The 16412-nt window shown below is 62.0% G+C and carries 17 protein-coding genes; 7 read left to right on the forward strand and 10 right to left on the reverse strand.

The window, feature by feature from the left end:
- Positions 1 to 68 precede the first annotated feature (68 nt).
- From AC1DUB_RS07255 to AC1DUB_RS07275, 5 genes are all read left to right on the forward strand, one after another.
- Entirely contained in the window at positions 69 to 875 is an 807-nt protein-coding gene (locus tag AC1DUB_RS07255; protein ID WP_477728963.1) for an RraA family protein, read from the forward strand.
- 40 nt (positions 876 to 915) lie between these two features.
- Entirely contained in the window at positions 916 to 1368 is a 453-nt protein-coding gene (locus tag AC1DUB_RS07260; protein ID WP_477728964.1) for a nuclear transport factor 2 family protein, read from the forward strand.
- 8 nt (positions 1369 to 1376) lie between these two features.
- Positions 1377 to 2852 carry an aldehyde dehydrogenase (NADP(+)) gene (locus AC1DUB_RS07265; RefSeq protein ID WP_477728965.1) on the forward strand — a complete coding sequence of 492 codons (1476 nt, stop codon included), beginning with the start codon at positions 1377 to 1379 and terminating at the stop codon, positions 2850 to 2852.
- Positions 2846 to 3139 (forward strand): Dabb family protein, encoded by a 294-nt coding sequence (locus AC1DUB_RS07270; RefSeq protein WP_477728966.1) that lies wholly within the window; start codon positions 2846 to 2848, stop codon positions 3137 to 3139. Before AC1DUB_RS07265 ends, AC1DUB_RS07270 begins: the two co-directional genes overlap by 7 nt.
- A 404-nt stretch (positions 3140 to 3543) precedes the next feature.
- A complete protein-coding gene (locus AC1DUB_RS07275; RefSeq protein WP_477728967.1) occupies positions 3544 to 4719 on the forward strand; it encodes a porin in 1176 nt (391 codons plus the stop codon).
- A gap of 126 nt (positions 4720 to 4845) precedes the next feature.
- Here AC1DUB_RS07275 and gabT read toward each other — a convergent pair whose 3' ends face one another.
- Genes gabT through AC1DUB_RS07325 form a run of 10 tightly spaced genes read right to left on the reverse strand, consistent with a single transcriptional unit; the run spans position 4846 to position 14828 of the window.
- Complete coding sequence (gene gabT, locus AC1DUB_RS07280) at positions 4846 to 6126, reverse strand: 4-aminobutyrate--2-oxoglutarate transaminase (protein WP_477728968.1); 1281 nt, start codon at positions 6124 to 6126, stop codon at positions 4846 to 4848.
- A 17-nt stretch (positions 6127 to 6143) separates the two neighbouring features.
- The gene (locus AC1DUB_RS07285; RefSeq protein WP_477728969.1) at positions 6144 to 7343 is read right to left on the reverse strand and encodes a CaiB/BaiF CoA transferase family protein; all 1200 of its coding nucleotides are present in this window, start codon (positions 7341 to 7343) and stop codon (positions 6144 to 6146) included.
- Positions 7344 to 7368: 25 nt separating this feature from the next.
- On the reverse strand, positions 7369 to 8178 hold the full coding sequence (locus tag AC1DUB_RS07290; protein WP_477728970.1) for an enoyl-CoA hydratase: 810 nt from the start codon (positions 8176 to 8178) through the stop codon (positions 7369 to 7371).
- Positions 8175 to 9248: an ABC transporter ATP-binding protein gene (locus AC1DUB_RS07295; RefSeq protein ID WP_477728971.1), complete on the reverse strand. Its 1074-nt coding sequence runs from the start codon at positions 9246 to 9248 to the stop codon at positions 8175 to 8177. Before AC1DUB_RS07295 ends, AC1DUB_RS07290 begins: the two co-directional genes overlap by 4 nt.
- Positions 9245 to 11011: an ABC transporter permease gene (locus AC1DUB_RS07300; RefSeq protein WP_477728972.1), complete on the reverse strand. Its 1767-nt coding sequence runs from the start codon at positions 11009 to 11011 to the stop codon at positions 9245 to 9247. The genes AC1DUB_RS07295 and AC1DUB_RS07300 overlap by 4 nt, the downstream gene beginning before the upstream one ends.
- Positions 11008 to 12048, reverse strand: a complete 1041-nt coding sequence (locus AC1DUB_RS07305) for an ABC transporter substrate-binding protein (RefSeq protein ID WP_477728973.1) — start codon at positions 12046 to 12048, stop codon at positions 11008 to 11010. Before AC1DUB_RS07305 ends, AC1DUB_RS07300 begins: the two co-directional genes overlap by 4 nt.
- A 23-nt stretch (positions 12049 to 12071) precedes the next feature.
- Entirely contained in the window at positions 12072 to 12824 is a 753-nt protein-coding gene (locus AC1DUB_RS07310; RefSeq protein WP_477728974.1) for an SDR family oxidoreductase, read from the reverse strand.
- A complete protein-coding gene (locus AC1DUB_RS07315) occupies positions 12821 to 13270 on the reverse strand; it encodes a MaoC/PaaZ C-terminal domain-containing protein (RefSeq protein WP_477728975.1) in 450 nt (149 codons plus the stop codon). The genes AC1DUB_RS07310 and AC1DUB_RS07315 overlap by 4 nt, the downstream gene beginning before the upstream one ends.
- A complete protein-coding gene (locus AC1DUB_RS07320; protein WP_477728976.1) occupies positions 13267 to 13668 on the reverse strand; it encodes a Zn-ribbon domain-containing OB-fold protein in 402 nt (133 codons plus the stop codon). Before AC1DUB_RS07320 ends, AC1DUB_RS07315 begins: the two co-directional genes overlap by 4 nt.
- Complete coding sequence (locus tag AC1DUB_RS07325) at positions 13665 to 14828, reverse strand: acetyl-CoA acetyltransferase (RefSeq protein WP_477728977.1); 1164 nt, start codon at positions 14826 to 14828, stop codon at positions 13665 to 13667. Before AC1DUB_RS07325 ends, AC1DUB_RS07320 begins: the two co-directional genes overlap by 4 nt.
- A gap of 163 nt (positions 14829 to 14991) precedes the next feature.
- On the opposite strand from AC1DUB_RS07325, the gene AC1DUB_RS07330 reads away from it, so the two are divergent.
- The gene (locus AC1DUB_RS07330; RefSeq protein ID WP_477728978.1) at positions 14992 to 15468 is read left to right on the forward strand and encodes an acyl-CoA thioesterase; all 477 of its coding nucleotides are present in this window, start codon (positions 14992 to 14994) and stop codon (positions 15466 to 15468) included.
- Between the two features lie 19 nt (positions 15469 to 15487).
- Positions 15488 to 16381 (forward strand): LysR family transcriptional regulator, encoded by an 894-nt coding sequence (locus AC1DUB_RS07335; protein ID WP_477728979.1) that lies wholly within the window; start codon positions 15488 to 15490, stop codon positions 16379 to 16381.
- The last annotated feature ends 31 nt before the right edge of the window (positions 16382 to 16412 follow it).

Genomic DNA, 16412 nt, shown 5'->3' on the forward strand with positions numbered 1-16412 from the left:
ACGATGGAGCTGAGCCACTGCTGCAAGGCAGGTGCGGCTTTTATTCCCACCATTTGAGACAAAGCCCAATGAACCATACCTCCGCCCCTCCGCTCGCCACGATTCCGCAGCGCGCACCGGCGCCGTTCGTTTCCGACACCGTACTGGACCGCCTGGCCAAGGCCACCAGCGGCTCTCTGACCACCCAGCTCTACATCAAGGGGTTCCGCCAGCCCGTGCTGCACGGACTGACCGCGCTCAACAAGAAGATCAAGCCCTTCGCCGGCCGCGCCTACACCATGCGTTTCATTCCCGCGCGTGAGGACGTGGATGTCTACGGCAACCTGACCACCGAGCCCAGCGCCGACAACCTGCAATGGGTCGGCGTGGAGCAGATCGAGCCCGGCCACGTTCTGGTCATCGACAGCAACAAGGACGGCCGCGCCGCCTCGATGGGCAATATGCTGATCACCCGCATGATGATGCGCGGCGCGCGCGGCGTAATCACCGATGGCACGTTCCGCGACGGCACCGAGCTCAGCGCGATGGACTTCCCGATCTGGTGCACCGGCGTCACAGCCACCACGCGCCTGAGCTACCACCACGTGGCTGATCTGCAGGTGCCAATCGGCTGCGCGGGCGTGGCCATTTATCCCGGCGACGTAATCCACGGCGACGGCGACAACATCACTGTGATCCCGGCCCATCTGGCCGAGGAAATGGCCGATCTCTGCGAGAAGCGCGACGACATCGAGGCCTACCTAGCTCTGCGTGTGCAGGCCGGCGAAGCGCTGTGGGGCCTGTACCCGCCGAGCGCGGCCACCCGTGCGCAGCACACGCGATGGGTGGCAGACGGACGACCGGCCATCGCAGCAGCCAAACCAGCAGGATCCTGACCTCTGCGAAGCAGCCGAAATTGAACACTAAGGAACACCAATGACCATCAAATTCACCCCGGAAGACCATGCCGCGCTGATCCGCCGCTACTTCGACGCCTGCAACGCGGCCGACTACGACACACTGGTCTCGTGCTTCACCCCCGACGCCGTGCACTACTTTCCCGCCGGCCTGCCCGAGATCCCCTGGCGTACGGCCGACACCATCGCCAAGAAATGGCAATGGTGCGTGGAGACGCTCGGCTCGCAATGGACCATCGACAAGCTCATCGTGAGCCACAACACGCCCCAGGCGATGATCGAATGGACGCACTGGAAGAACAAGCTCGGCACGGCGCTGCGCGGCGCCGAGTGGTACGACTTCGATCCGACCACAGGCAAGATCAAGGAGATCCGCGCTTACTACGCCTCGCCAGCCGACAAGGAAGTGAAGATCAACGAACTGGTCGACTTCGACTACGCCGGCCGCGGTTATCCGCTGAAGAGCCGATAAGGACGCCGATGCTGCAATCCATCGAAGCCCGGACCGGCCGCACCATCGGTGCCGGCTGGCCGGAATCCTCGCCCACCGACATCGATACCGCCGTACAGGCCGCCGCCGCTGCGTCCGGTGACTTCGCCGCCAGCGCGGCCGCCGAACGCAGCGCACTGCTGCGCGCGCTAGCCAATGCGCTAGAAGCAGAACGCGAAAGCCTAGTGGCTCTGGCGGACCGCGAAACCGGTCTCGGTCTGCCGCGGCTGAATGGCGAACTTGACCGCACAAACTTTCAACTGCGCGGCTTCGCCGACGTGCTGGCCGCCGGCACCATCCATGCGGTGGTCGACGATGTGGCCGTGGCCGGCCCGCCGCCCACGGGCCGGCCACGGCTGACGCGCACACGGGTGCCGCTCGGCCCGGTGGCCATGTTCGCGGCCAGCAACTTCCCGTTCGCCTTCTCCGTGCTCGGCGGCGACACCGCCTCGGCGCTGGCCGCGGGCTGCCCGGTGGTCGTCAAGGGACACCCCGCGCATCCCGAGCTCTCGCGCACGACCGCCACACTGGCACAAAAGGTGGTGGCCGCACAGGGTTTACCTGCGGGCGTGTTCCAGTTTGTGCAGGGTGGCTCAATCAACATCGGCGTCGCTCTGGTGAATGCGCCGGCAATCGCCGCCGTAGCTTTCACCGGTTCGTTCAAAGGCGGCACGGCGCTGGCCAAGCTTGCGGCCGAACGTCCCAAGCCGATCCCGTTCTACGGCGAGCTCGGCTCCATCAACCCGCTGCTGGTGCTGCCCGCCGCGCTCGAAGCCCGGAGCGCCGAACTCGCCTCGACCCTGGCCGGTTCGATCTGCCTCGGCGCGGGCCAGTTCTGTACCAGTCCGGGCGTGATCGTTGTACCGAGGGGGGTGGCCGGTGACGGCTTTGCGCAAAGCCTCGCCGCCGCACTGCAGGCCTTGCAACCGCATGCCATGTTGTCGGCAGGCATACGCGCCACGTTCGAGCGGGGAGTGGCGCGCTGGCGCGCCGATGCCGCGCTGAAGCCGCTGCTGCCGGCCACCTCGGACGCTGCGGCGCTGGAACCGAGGCCCTTCCTCGCGGAAGTCGCTGCGTCCGATTTCATCACGCGGCCCGAGTTGCATGAAGAGGTCTTCGGCTCGGCCGCGCTGGTAGTGCGCACCGCATCGACCGCCGAGGCCCTGGCGGTGCTGCAGGCAGTGGGCGGCTCGCTCACGGTCACGCTGTGGGGCGCCGACGAAGATACGCCGGACAACCGCCGCCTCGTGCGCGCAGCCACGCAGGTGGCGGGCCGCGTGTTGTTCGGCGGCGTGCCGACCGGTGTTGCCGTCACCGCTGCGCAGCAACACGGTGGTCCCTATCCCGCGTCCACCCAGCCCTTCTCAACTTCGGTGGGTTATGCCGCGGTCAACCGCTTCCTGCGCCCCGTGGCATTGCAGGACGCACCAGCCTGGCTCATCGCTCGCAAAGGACAAGCATGCTGAGACATATCGTTCTATTCCGGCGCAGGCCGGACGTCACCAAGGACCCATCCCGCGAGCAGGCGCTGGTAGCGCGCATGCACAGGCTCGGCGCGCAGATCCCCGGAATCCGTGAATGGCGCGTGGGTGTCAACGAGCTGGTACGCCCGATCAGTTGGGACGTCGTACTCGAGTCCGCGGTGGACGATGCCGCCGCGCTCGACGTGTACCTGTTTCATCCGCTGCACCAGGCCCTGGTCACCGACCTGAAGCCATATTTCGAATGGGGCGCGGTGGACTACGCCGTCTGATGGACCGGCCGAAGGTCCGACCTTCGGCCGGCCACTGCAGCAGACTGCATTTCAATTTCTAGAACTGCCTCAAATGGCATCTTCTACTTATTAACACTTGGCGATGGTCCCCATGGATATCGCTGCCGATCTGAAGCTGGCCATATTACTTGGCTGACCATCGTCGATCGATAAGTAGTTCCTTAACCACGGTGAAGACAAGAAATATCGATCCATTTTTCAATCAACCAAATTACATCACTAAATTCAATGCCAATTTTCCTGCTTATCTCAATATATGGAACCGAATAGACATCCTTGCATGTCAGCGACTTGTTAATTCATTGGATGTTTTTTAGCATGCCATTGGCATATTCAAGCACTGTTCCCCTTCGTGAAATTAATGGATATCAAGATCACCACGAATGCATTTCGTGCTTCATATGCTGGCGGTAAATCATATACACCGCCGGATATCACAACCAATTGCTTATAAAACGAGGCTAAAAATGAAGATAACAAAGAGACAAATTGCTGTTCCCACGGCGCTTATGGCTCTCATCGGTGCCGCCAATGCCCAATCCAATGTGACCCTGTTCGGCGTTCTCGATTTGAACTTGACACATTACCGGGCGGGCCAGCAAACCGGCGGTATAACTCAGACGGTGCTGAATGACGGTACCGTCAACGGCCTGAATGGTTCTCGCTGGGGCATGCGCGGCCAGGAAGACTTGGGCGGTGACCTGAAGGCAGGATTTTGGCTCGAGTCGGGCTTCAATGCGGATACCGGTCAGTCCGGCCAAGGTGGCCGCCTCTTTGGTCGCCAGGCATACATTTCGCTGAGCTCCGCCTCTGCTGGTGAATTGCGTGCCGGGCGTCAAACCATTCTCAGCGACGGTATTCTCGGCCGAGGTGCGCCATTCGGCTCCAATACCGTGACCAACTCCGGCATAGGTGTTACCAATATGGGCAAAAATCTGCCGATGTGGATTGATGCACCGAGGGCTGACAATGCTCTGCAGTACCAGACCCCCAATATGGGAGGGGCAAACGCCGCAGTGCAATACGCTCCTGGTGAAGGTGTCAACGACATATTCCATGGTTTACGTCTGCAGTATGACAAAGCACCGTTCTACATTGGTGCAAGCTACGAATGGAATAAAGACCGCACGACGGGAGATATGACAAACAAGATCTCATCCCTGAGCGCCAATTACGATTTTGGTGCTTTTAGAATAATGGGAGGGATTCAACACAACAACAAGCTAACCACTACCAGTGGCAATGGAGCGGCAGTGGGCGTCAGCAACCTGGTGGTCACCGGCTCCAATACCTTTACCCTTAACCAAACCCGCGTCTACACGGTTGGCGCCGAGATACCTGTTGGCACGTCGACCGTTTTTGGCGTGAACTACACCGGCGTGAAATACGAATCGGCAACCAGCGCAAATGCCAATCTTGGCAGGATTGCCGTGTCGGCTCGCTATGGTTTATCAAAGAACACTTTCCTGTATTCGGGGGCATGGCTTGCAACGGGTAACCTGAAGGACTACATCAGTCAGAAGACGCTTTTGCAAGCGGGTTTACGTACCGCTTTCTAAACACTGCACTCACCAGTGTGATCAAAGCGCCGTGATACAAAAATAGAGATAACGACTAAGTGCTCAGGTCGGACGGAAAAGCGTCGCGTAGCGCGGCAAACAAATTCCCCCGGCCCATCTCGTTTCTCATGCGTGCACCGTCGAAGGTACGGCCTGCTCGAAGACAGCTTTCAGAATCAGCAGGGCCGACTCGAACTCGTCATTAGAAATCGTTAGGGGGTACAGGAAGCGAATCACATTCCCGTGTGCTCCACAAGTCAGGAGAAGGAGACCTTTTGCGATCGCTGCTTGTTGAATGGCTGTCGCAATCCTTGCGCTGGGCGATCCGGTCTCTGGCTCACAGAATTCCACTGCAACCATCGAGCCAAGCCCTCTCACTTCGGCAACAGCAGGATTTCCCACGGCAAAGTCTCTCAGGAAGTCGCTGAGGCGATCACCAAATTCGGCCGATCGTTCGCAGAGCCGCTCTTTGGCGATGACGTCTAGCACCGCGTGCGATGCCGCTACTGCAAGGGGGTTTCCCGCATAGGTCCCGCCGAGTCCTCCGGGCGCCGGAGCGTCCATGATCTCTGTACGACCGGAGACCGCAGCCAGCGGAAAGCCGCCGCCCAACCCCTTTGCCATGGTGATGAGGTCGGGCTGGATCCCGTAGTGCTCCATGGCAAACAGCTTGCCGGTGCGCGCGAAGCCGCTCTGGACCTCGTCGGCGATGAGCAGGATGCCGTGCGCGTCGCAGATTTCCCGAAGGCGCGTCATGAATTGCGCCGGAGCGACGTTAAAGCCGCCCTCGCCTTGCACCGGTTCCACGATGATGGCGGCCACCCGCTCGGCCTCGATCTCGACCTTGAAAAGGCGTTCCAGTGCAGCAATCGATTGCGCCACCGACACGCCCTGGAGCCCGCTGGGAAACGGCACGTGGTAGATGTCTGCCGGGAACGGACCGAAACCCGTCTTGTAGGGCGCAACCTTGCCTGTCAGTGCCATGCCGAGCAGCGTGCGGCCGTGGAACGCAGACGAGAACGCAACCACGCCGGCGCGTCCGGTCGCCGCTCGGGCGATCTTGACCGCGTTTTCCACGGCCTCGGCACCCGTGGTGAAGAACGCGGTCTTGGCACGCGAAATCGGCACGAGCGAGTTCAGCCGCTCGGCGAGCGAGATGTACGACTCGTAGGGGACGACCTGGTAAGCGGTGTGCGTGAACCGCTCCATCTGCGCGGTCACCGCCGCCATCACGGCAGGGTGCCGGTGCCCGGTGTTCAGCACACCGATGCCGGCGCCGAAGTCAATGTAGCGTCGGCCTTCCGTGTCCCAGAGCGTTGCGTTCTCGGCGCGGTCGGCAAAGAAGTTGCACAGCACCCCGACTCCACGTGGGCAGGCGGCGAGACGGCGCGTATTTACGTCATTCATCGTATGCTCCTTCCTGATCAGATAACTTGTTCGCGCTCCAGCGCGTCGATGTCTTCGTCCGCGACCCCCAGCTGTGCGAGGATCTCCCGGTTGTGCTCGCCCAACCGTGGCGCAGGTGCCGATTCGGGGCGGCCGCAACCTGGCATCCGGATCGGCACGTCGACGAACTTGCGGCCGGATCCAGGCGGCACTTCCACCACCATCCCCCGGTGCCGGACCTGTTCATCCTGCAGGGCTTCCGCGACTGAATTGATCGGGCTCGATGGCACGTCGAATTCGTCGAAGAGCTGCAGCCACTCCTCTCTGCTGCGAGTGCGAAAGACCTGCTTCAGAAGCGGTTCCAGTTCCGCATGGTTGACGTTGCGCCTGGATCCCGTCGGGAACCTCGGGTCCACGATCAATTGCTCGATATCCATTGCGCGGCACATGCGCTCCCATTGCTCGTTGGTATCAACACAGACCGCCAGCGGCCGGTCGGCGGTGTCAAATGCCTGGAACGGTGCAATGAGCGGATGCCGGCTTCCTAGCGCCTTCGGCACGTCGCCGGCGTTCAAATACCGGGCGACTGCGTTCTCGAGCAGAGCGATCTGACAGTCGAGCATGGCCACGTCGACAGCCTCACCCCGTCCGGTCCGCTGGCGCTTCTGCAAGGCAGCCAGGATGCCGACCGCGGCGAACAGGCTCGCCCCAATGTCGCCGATGGACGTCCCCACGCGGCAGGGTTGGCCGCCGGGCTCGCCGGTGACGCTCATCATTCCGGAAAGCGCCTGCACCACCACATCAAAGGCGGCACGGTGCTTGTAGGGGCCGTCCTGGCCAAACCCGGAGATGGAGGCGTAGACAAGGCCGGGATTCACCTGAGCCATGTCCGCTTTTCCGAGGCCGAGCCGGTCCATCACGCCCGCCCTGTTGTTCTCCACGAGCACATCGCAAGTCGCAGCCAGCTTCTTGAGAAGTTCCTTGCCGCGTGGATCCTTGAGGTTCAGGGTGATGCTTCGCTTGTTGCGGTTGACGCTGAGGAAATACAGGCTCTCATCCTCGATCATCGGCTCGATGATCCGCGTGAAGTCACCGCTTCGCGGCTTCTCCACCTTGATCACCTCTGCGCCGAGTGCTCCGAGCAGCCACGTGCAGTAGGGGCCCGAAAGCATGTGCGTGAGATCCAGAACCCGGATGCCGGCGAGCGGTCCCGTGGAGTCCTTGTCGATGTCGTTCATTTCTATATTCCAGAGAATGGGCCGCTCATCGGCCCGTGAAGAGTGGGGGTCTCTTTGCAAGGAAGGCAGCGATGCCTTCCTGGTAATCGGCGGAGAGATAGCAACCGAGGAGCAGGTCGCGATCAGCATCAGCAGGCAGGGCTTCGTCACGCATGCGCCGAAGGGAGTCCTTCGTGGCCCAGAGGGTCAGCGGCGCAAGCTCCGCGAGCTTTTCCGCGATCTCTTGTGCTCTGGCGGTCAACTGGTCCTCGTCTAGCACAACCTCCCTCACCAAGCCTATCCCCGCTGCTTGCGGCGCTGAAAGCAAGGTGGGGTCGAAGATGAGGTCTTTGGTACGAGCGGATCCCAGCACGGAAACGAGCCGAGCGTAGTTCTTGGTCGACAGGCAATTGCCGACGGTCCTGGCGATCGGAAATCCAAAGCGAAGCGAAGGAGCCGCGATCCGCACATCACAGGCGGCGGCCAGCAGCGCGCCCACACCCACGCAGGCTCCCGCCATTGCGGCAATGGTCGGCGCCCGGACTTGTTCGAGTGCAGTCATCATCTCTTCGGAGGCTGCTTCCATCTGCATGGAGCTTTCCGGTGTCGCCGCGTCCTTCAGGTCGCCCATGTCGGCACCTGCCATGAACGCGGGCCTGCCGCCGGCGACCCCCGTGAGCACGACGGCCCTGACACCATCGTCCTCGTTGATCTCACGAAAGATCGCAGTCAACCTGGACTCCATTTCGTGCGTCAGGGCGTTGCGTGCCGCAGGACGATTGAACATGAGCCACTCGACTTTGCCTTCGCGACGGCGAATGAGGGTCTCCGAACTCTCAATAGATGCGAACTTCATTGGGCGCCCCCCGGAGAGAGGACCTGGCACTGCGCCGCCGGCAGGTCGAGCGTGACGTGATCGCCGACCGCGACGTTGATTTCGGGGCTCACGCTGATGCGAAGCGATTGATCGCCATCGATGTCCACAAGGACGTCACGGTACTCACCAAGGTAGGAAGCGCGGAGCACCTTGCCTCGGACGAGGTTGCCGGGAGAGCTGTTCCCGTCGGCAAGGACGATCTGGGATGGTCGGATGCACAGCGAGACATCGGCCCCGAGATCCAGCGGCGACGGCAGCTGGCCATTCAGCTCGAAGCCGTTGACCTGGACCCGGCCGCCTCCGAGGTGTTTGCCGCGCAATTCGTTGTTGCTTCCAATGAATTTCGCGATGAATGCGTTGGAGGGCTTTGCAAACAGCTCCTCGGGTGTGCCGACCTGCTCGATGCGCCCCGCGTTCATCACCGCCACCACATCCGCGGTGGAAAGGGCGTCCGCCTGATCGTGCGTGACGAGCACCGTCGTAATGCCCAGCATGTCGTGCACCCGGCGGATCTCGAAGCGCATCTCCTCGCGCAGGTTGGCATCGAGATTGGACAGCGGCTCGTCGAGCAGCAGAATCCGCGGCCGCACCGCCAGTGCCCGCGCCAGGGCGACACGTTGCTGTTGCCCGCCCGAAAGCTCTGAGGGGTACCGGTCCTTGAGCGCAGAGAGCTGAACGGCCTTGAGCGATTCGGCAAGCCGTTTATCGAACTCGGCGGCCGGAAGTTTCTGCAGTTTCAGGCCGAAGCCGACGTTTTCGGCGACTGTCTTGTGCGGCCAGACTGCGTAGTTCTGGAACACGAGCGAGACGCCGCGTTTTTCCGGGCTCACGCATCCCTGCGGACTGGACAGGAGCTGGTTGTCGGCCCAGATTTCGCCACCGGTGGGCTCCTCGAAGCCGGCAAGCAGTTGCAGCGTGGTCGACTTGCCGCAGCCGGAGGGGCCTAGCAGTGCCAGGAGCGCCCCGTCGGCGACGTCGAGGCTGATGCCGGAAAGTGCTACTTGCGCGCCGTAGCTTTTGCACAGTTTGTCAATGCGGATCCGGCTCATGTGGGAATCTCCAGGTTGGCGGTGGGCTCTCGCCTCTTGCGGGTCGCCAGCTGGGCAATGGCGATCAGGACCAACGTGCTGAGTACGAGCAACACGCTCATCGCGCACAACAACTCGTAATCGCCACCGTCCTTGGCGTTGTAGATCATGGTTGTCATGACATTCGTGCGCGGGGTGATGAGGAAGATCGCGACCGACAGTTCGCGGATGATGGGAATGAACACGAGCAGCCAGGCGGCCACCAGTCCATGGCGCAGGAGCGGGGCGGTGATGACGCAGAAGGTCCGCGCTTCGCTTGCGCCAAGGCTGCGTGCCACTCGCTCCAGATCAGGCGAGATCCCCTTCAGCAGCGCGGCGCTCTGCGTGAAGGCGATGGGAAGAAATGCCGCCGAGAACGCCGCGATCAGGATCCACGGTGAGCCATACAGCTGAAACGGCCACTTCGTGTAGGCCGCGAAGAACCCCACTGACAGGACGACGCCCGGGAGGACGATCGGCATGGTCGCGAGACTGGAGAACAGAGCGGTCCAGCGGACGGCCCTGCGTTCGACCAGGTATGCCACGATGGTCCCGAGCAGCAGGCAGCACGTCGCCCCGACGATTGCGTATGTGAACGAGTTGGTGATGGCGGTGCGCGTCTCGGCGTTCCCGGTGAGCAAGCGCAGATACCAGTCGAACGTCAGGTTGTCCAAGCTCAGGCCCTTGCCCCAAGCCTTGCTGACGGAGACCACCAGCAGGGCCAGGTACGGCAGGAAGATGGTGGTCGCAGGGACGAACAGCGCAGCGGCAAGCGCCGGCCAGCGCAAGCGCCCAAGGGCTACCGTCCGGTTTCTCCGGCTCTTGCCCGAGATGACCGTGAACCGCTTGCGTCCGAGCAGACGCCTGCGTGCCACGAAAAGCGCCGAGGTCATCAGCAGGAGAGGCATGCAATACGCCGCCGCCAGGTAGAGCTGCGGCGGAAACTGCTGGTAGAGTTCGGCCAGCTTGGTCGTCACAACCTGCGTGCCGCTCGACGCCAGCAGGAAGGCGGGAACGCCGAACAGCGTGAGGCCCTGGATGAACGACAGGATGAAGCCGGCGATGATCGCGGGCATCACCATGGGGATGGTGATGCTTGACATGGTCTTCCAGGTGCCGCTTCCCAATGTGGTCGCGGCATCTTCGAGTTCCACGGCCATCGAGTCCAGGGCGCTGGCCACGATGGTGAAGGTGAACGGCACCGTGTAGATGGCGCTGACGAAGACAGTGCCCGCCATCGAATAGATGTCAAACAGCGGCGCATCGCCCCCAACTATCCAGCGCCACGCGTTGTTGAGCCATCCCGAATTGGGCGCCGCCAGCAGGATCCAAGCCGTAGCGCCCACGAACGACGGCGTCACGAATGCCGCGAGTGTCAAGGTCCTCACCCATCCTCGGCAGGGCATGTCCGAGCGGGCGACAAGCCAGGCGGCTGGTACGCCAAGCAGGACCGACAGAATGCCCACGGCGGTTGCCAGCAGCACCGAATTGATCACTGGACGGTACAGCTCGGGATCGATGAACACCCGGACGTAGTTCGATGCCGACCATGCCTTGCTAACATCGTCATGCAGGCTGTTGAACACCACGAAGCCAATCGGATAGACGACCAGCAGCGCCAGGCAAGTGACCACCACGGCCACCACGATGGCCTTCGAAACCTGGATGTGCCTCAGGCGCTGCCACGGGGCGGCTGCCCCGGACGTCGCGAATGGGTCACTTGGACTGCCCGCCGCGGCGCTCATCGCATGATCTCTTTCCACTTGGCGATACCTTCCGCCACTTCGGCCGAGAGATTCGCCGGCGAGTTGCGGTACCACTTCAGCTTGTCCAGCGACCGGCCCTCGGCCCAGGGCACATCGGCCCGCAGCGTCGGCCAGAAGTTCTTGGACAGGATTTGCGAGACTTCCCTGGAGTACAGGAAGCTGTGGAACAACTTGGCAGCGTTCGGATGCGGGGCATTCTTCGGAATACCCATGACGCCCAGGTTAAGGATAAGGTCGTCGGCTGGGACAACCACATCGATCGGTTTGCCCGCAGCCTTTTGCGCCAGCGTGTAGCTAAACGGAGCCGCCGCGCCGACCACGCGCTCACCCGACAAAATGTCCGTGACGGTGTCGACGTTGGACTGGCCTATCTTCGGACGCTGCTTGGCCAGGCGGCGCAGGAAGTCATCGCCATACTTCGCCCGCATTGCCACGACCCAGCTGGCCACATCTCCAGATGCCGCCGGGCTGCCGATGGTGATCTTGCCCTGCCACTCGTCCTCTAGCAATGCCTGCCAGCCAGCTGGAGGGTTCTTGACCTTCACCGGTTGATAGTTGATGCTGGTCAAGCTCACCGCGCCGACGTGATAGGTCCCGTCCGGATCGATCTTCTGGACCCCTGCGGGGAGCGCGGCGGCGTCTTGTGGCACATAGGTCATCAGGGCGTTGGCATTCTTCAGTTCGATGAAATGCAACACGTTCGTGGTGCCCAGCGAGTCGCACTCCGCTACACCGTTCTGCAACTCAAGGCGCAGCTTGTTGTAGACGGTTTGGGAAGCCTGGCGAAGCAGGCCGACCTCGATGCCCGGGTACTTCGCCTTGAAGGCGTCGCGCAACTCCTCAGCTGTCTTCTGCTCGTACGATCCCCAGTAGAGGGACAGCTTTCCCTCCTTCTTGGCCGCCTGGTACAGGGGATCGTCCTGTGCCGCCGCGTATTGCTGCGACAGGCCGAAGCCCGCGCTGAGAGCCGCACCGGTCTGAACGAACCGGCGCCGAGTGACTTGGTTTGACATCATTGAATGCTCCAGAAGTGAAGGCGCTAGTAGTCGCCGGTGGTGGCCCCGCCATCGACGATGATGGTTTGGCCGGTGATGAAACTCGCCTCCTCGGATGCAAGGAAGGCGACGACGGAAGCGATTTCGGACGGCCGCCCGATTCGGCCAAGCGGCGTCTTGGCCAGCCAGTCGGCGCGGACCGACTCAGGCACATCGGCTGTGATGGAGGTGTCCACCACGCCTGGCGCTACGGCATTCACTAGGATGCCGCGCTTTGCGCCTTCGAGCGCGGCGGTGTGTGTCAGGCCGATCAGGCCCGCCTTGGCAGCAGAGTAATTGGCTTGCCCGAAAGTGCCGAAGATGGCGGTCGAAGCGATGTTGACGATGCGTCCCCAACCGCTGCTGTCGACGGATTTGAACGCGGCCTGGCTGCCCAGCCACGCGCCGCGGAGATTGACGCCGAGCACCGCGTCCCATTCGGCATCGGACATTTTCACCAAGGAGCGGTCCCGCACGATCCCGGCGACATTGACCAGCACCTGCCATCCGCGATACTCTGGCGGCAAACTGGCGACCGCGGCTTCCCAGCTCTCGCGGCTCGCGACATCGAGGTCCACGCCGACGGCCACGTGACCGTCCAGCTGAAGCCGCCGCGCGAAATCGGCCGGACGGGCCGTGTGCAGATCGGCAACGATAACCGCTGCGCCGTCTTCAGCGAGCCGGCGGCAGACGGCAGCCCCGATCCCACCGGTCCCGCCGGTCACAAGGGCGACGCGACCACTCGGGCGTGTCTTCATGATTGCTCTCCCCCTTGCACCGAAAATACATCCTCTCCCTCCTGCACCACGCTGCCATCCTGCTTGCGCAGGGACATCTCCACGCGAACCACGCCGCGGTCCTTCTTCGATGCGCTTGCTCTGACGTCGACGACTGTCGCCACGTAATAAAGGGTGTCGCCAGCGAAAACCGGTGCCTTGAAGCGGCGACCAGACTCTAGGAATGCCAGGATGGCCCAGTCGTCGATGCGTGACCGCATGCCCGTGCTCATCGAGTAGGAGAGCATTCCGTGGGCGATGCGCTGTCCGAAGGGGCCTTGCCGGGCAGCTTCCGCATCCATATGGAGCGGGTTGAAGTCGCCGGTCAGCCCGGCGAACCAGACGATGTGCGCTTCGGTGACCGTAACCCCGCTGGACTGGAAGCTATCGCCCGGTTGGATCTGGTGGAGGTGGATTCGTGCGGTCATTGCTTGTCTGCAGGTTTGAAGAATGGAAGAGAAATGCCATCGCTCGCCATCTCGAAGTCAACTTCCACCGGCATGCCGATGTCGATCTTCTCGTGCGCCACCCCCTTGAGGGTCGAGGTGAACAGCACGCCCTCTTCGAGTTCGATGACGGCGCAGACATAGGGCGTTGGTGTGCCGTCATGGCCGCGGTGGATCACAGAATAGGTGAAGACCTTGCCACGGCCGGTGGCAGCCACCCACTCCGGCTTCGCCCCGGGGACGTAGAGGGAATGGTCTCGCGGATACCACTGGTGACGGCCGGTTACCGGGCAGCGCTGGATCATCAACTTGCGCTGGCGGGCAGCCTCCCAATAGGGCTCGCTCGTGACGTCTGGGACAGGGATGGTGTTCATGTTCATACGGTGAGAATTGCAGTGGCCGCCGAGCAGAAAGTGCCGCCGATTCCATGGACCAGCGCGACTTCGGCGCCTTCGACCTGCACTCCGGGACCTTCCCCCCGCAGTTGCCGGGTCGCTTCGATCAAGGTAAAGATCCCGCGCTTTCCAGGGTGGTTGGAAGCCAAGCCGCCCCCGTCCGTATTGGTCGGAAGCCGCCCACCGATGCCCAGATTTCCCGCAGCGACAAACGGGCCGCTTTCTCCACGGTCGCAAAAGCCCAAGTCTTCGAGTGCCAGCAGCGGCGTGATGGTGAAGGCGTCGTAGATCTGCGCGACATCCACATCGCCGGGCATGACTCCGGCCATCGCAAATGCGCGCGGACCGGACAGGACGGCAGGGGTTCGGATGTCGCGGTCCATCTGGCTCAATTGGGTACGGTGGATGGCTGCCCCGAACCCGGCGACATGGACCGGCTTTTTCTTCAAGTCGCGCGCGCGTTCCCGGCTGGTCAGCACGACCGCGCCACCGCCGTCGGTTACCACGCAGCAATCCAGGCGGTGCAGCGGCGATGCCACCAAGGGCGACGCGAGTACATCCTCGACGGTAAGGGGCTTGCGCATTTTCGCGTGCGGATTCGCCATGCCGTGCTGCCGGAAGGTCACCGCCACCTGCGCAAGCTGCTCCTCTGTCGTCCCGTAGAGGTGCATGTGACGACGTGCGAACATGGCATAGGCCGAGATGAGCGTGGGGTTGTACGGCAGTTCGTACTGACCAGGGCCCGCGGGCAGAACAAAGGGATCGAATGAAGGGGTCTGCAGCGGCCACCAGCGCGGACATGCGGCATAGCTGATGACCACGACCTCCGCCAAGCCGGCCGCTATGGCCGTTGCCGCTCGGCCGAGGTGGACGATGTAGGAGCAGCCTCCGACATCCGTGCCGTCGAACCAGGTCGGCTGAATACCCGCGTACTCTGCGAATTCGATGATGCTCTCGACGGCGCCTCCTTCTGCCCAGTCACCCGACGCGCAGCACAGGCCGTCCACATCCTCGAGGTCAAGTCCCGCATCGTCCAGCGCAGCGAGAACGCAGTCCATTTGCAGCGCGAAGGGGTGCTTGCGGGGAGCATCCCTTAGGGGCGATTCGTGGATGCCTGCAATGGCTGATGCACCGGACAGTTTCACTTGAGTTCCTTTCAGGGGGGCGACAACCTGATATGTGTATGGTACGAATCGGTAGAGGCCAAACAAGCAGATATTTCGTACGGATAGGTTCTTAAAATGCACCTTTCTCAGGGTTCTCCCTCATCTGCTGGTAGCTAAACTGATCGGCATTGGAGTAATCACCATGACTGAATCCTATGCCCTTGTTTCACGCGGCCACACGGTCCAGCCGGAGTGGATCGACGCCTATAACCACATGAACATGGCCCGCTATGTAGCCCTGTTCGATGACGTCACTTACGACCTGCTGGATCGCATCGACCTGGGTCTTGAGTACACGAGAAGGACACAGCACGGGCTCTTCATCGTTGATGCCCGTATTCGTTTCCTCAAGGAGCTGCGCGTGGGGACGCATCTGGAGGTCGCGCTGCATTTCGTCGGCGCAGACCACATTCGGCTGCACATGTATCTGGAACTTAAGAATGTCGATACGGGAGCGATTGCCGCGACTCAGGAGCAGATCGGCCTGCACGCCAGCTTGCTGACACGATCCACCGTCCCTTTCGAGAGCAGAGTTGCGGAACGCCTCCGCGCGCTGGTCGGGCGCGAAAATATCTCGACAAAGCCCTTGCTGCTGCGCCCCCCAGGGGGTACACCGTGATGCTCGTGCGGAGATTTAGATGAAGAGACGTCGCATCCCCCCTCTTGTAACTGTCAGAGCCTTCGAAGCCTTTAGCCGAACGGGCAGTGTTCGCGCTGCCGCTGACGAACTGGCGGTTTCGCACACGGTCATTTCGCGACACATCCAGAACCTCGAGGAATCAGTCGGCACGCGGCTGGTGAAGAAGGATGGCAGGGGTCTCAAACCGACGCGCGAAGGCGAACGCTTCGCGTCCAAGGCCCAAAAAGCCTTCGACCTGCTGGAGGAAGCCACGGCCGAACTAGCGCACGGGCGCGGGGACGCAATCCACATCTGTTGCATGGCCGGACTCGCCAGCCATCGCCTGCTTGCCCGCCTTCCAATCCTGGAATCAGCCCTCTCCGGCACCGTCGTCATTCTCCAACCCACCAGCATGCGCACCGATTTCGACCGAGACGAAGCAGATGCTGAAATCGTCTTTCTGGAGGAGCCGGAGGCACGCGACGGCATCCGATCCGAGCTGCTCGTCCGCCCTAGGATTCTCGCCGTGGCAAGCCCCGCGCTGATCAGGCGTCACGCAAAGATCCAGCACGTAGAGCAACTGCTCGAAATGCCTCTGCTTCACGAGAAGTCGACGGCGTATTGGGAGGAATGGCTGCAGGCGTGCGGCCTCACCGAAATCCCGCCTTTGCGCGGACCGCGGCTGTGGCACGGACATTTAACGCTTGAGGCAGCGCGGCTGGGCCAAGGGGTTGCTCTAGTAAGCGACCTCATTTGCGCTGATCGCATTGCGGCTGGTGAGTTGGTTGAGGTCTTGCCGTCCTCGGTCCAACTAGGTGGCTACTTCTTTGTCGCGCCGTCCGCAAAATGGTCCCATCCAATCTTGACGAAAATCAGGCTCTGGCTTGGTGCAACTCTGACGTCATCCAAATAGCTGAGGGTGTTGGTCAGTAATATCCGGAGAT

The sequence above is a fragment of the Polaromonas sp. P4_F9 genome (assembly GCF_056401235.1).

Bases quoted from the DNA above. Each gene is read 5' to 3' on its own strand.
- AC1DUB_RS07255 (WP_477728963.1), top strand. From the start codon at position 69: ATGAACCATACCTCCGCCCCTCCGCTCGCCACGATTCCGCAGCGCGCA.
- AC1DUB_RS07260 (WP_477728964.1), top strand. From the start codon at position 916: ATGACCATCAAATTCACCCCGGAAGACCATGCCGCGCTGATCCGCCGC.
- AC1DUB_RS07265 (WP_477728965.1), top strand. From the start codon at position 1,377: ATGCTGCAATCCATCGAAGCCCGGACCGGCCGCACCATCGGTGCCGGC.
- AC1DUB_RS07270 (WP_477728966.1), top strand. From the start codon at position 2,846: ATGCTGAGACATATCGTTCTATTCCGGCGCAGGCCGGACGTCACCAAG.
- AC1DUB_RS07275 (WP_477728967.1), top strand. From the start codon at position 3,544: ATGCATTTCGTGCTTCATATGCTGGCGGTAAATCATATACACCGCCGG.
- gabT (WP_477728968.1), bottom strand. From the start codon at position 6,126: ATGAATGACGTAAATACGCGCCGTCTCGCCGCCTGCCCACGTGGAGTC.
- AC1DUB_RS07285 (WP_477728969.1), bottom strand. From the start codon at position 7,343: ATGAACGACATCGACAAGGACTCCACGGGACCGCTCGCCGGCATCCGG.
- AC1DUB_RS07290 (WP_477728970.1), bottom strand. From the start codon at position 8,178: ATGAAGTTCGCATCTATTGAGAGTTCGGAGACCCTCATTCGCCGTCGC.
- AC1DUB_RS07295 (WP_477728971.1), bottom strand. From the start codon at position 9,248: ATGAGCCGGATCCGCATTGACAAACTGTGCAAAAGCTACGGCGCGCAA.
- AC1DUB_RS07300 (WP_477728972.1), bottom strand. From the start codon at position 11,011: ATGAGCGCCGCGGCGGGCAGTCCAAGTGACCCATTCGCGACGTCCGGG.
- AC1DUB_RS07305 (WP_477728973.1), bottom strand. From the start codon at position 12,048: ATGATGTCAAACCAAGTCACTCGGCGCCGGTTCGTTCAGACCGGTGCG.
- AC1DUB_RS07310 (WP_477728974.1), bottom strand. From the start codon at position 12,824: ATGAAGACACGCCCGAGTGGTCGCGTCGCCCTTGTGACCGGCGGGACC.
- AC1DUB_RS07315 (WP_477728975.1), bottom strand. From the start codon at position 13,270: ATGACCGCACGAATCCACCTCCACCAGATCCAACCGGGCGATAGCTTC.
- AC1DUB_RS07320 (WP_477728976.1), bottom strand. From the start codon at position 13,668: ATGAACATGAACACCATCCCTGTCCCAGACGTCACGAGCGAGCCCTAT.
- AC1DUB_RS07330 (WP_477728978.1), top strand. From the start codon at position 14,992: ATGACTGAATCCTATGCCCTTGTTTCACGCGGCCACACGGTCCAGCCG.
- AC1DUB_RS07335 (WP_477728979.1), top strand. From the start codon at position 15,488: ATGAAGAGACGTCGCATCCCCCCTCTTGTAACTGTCAGAGCCTTCGAA.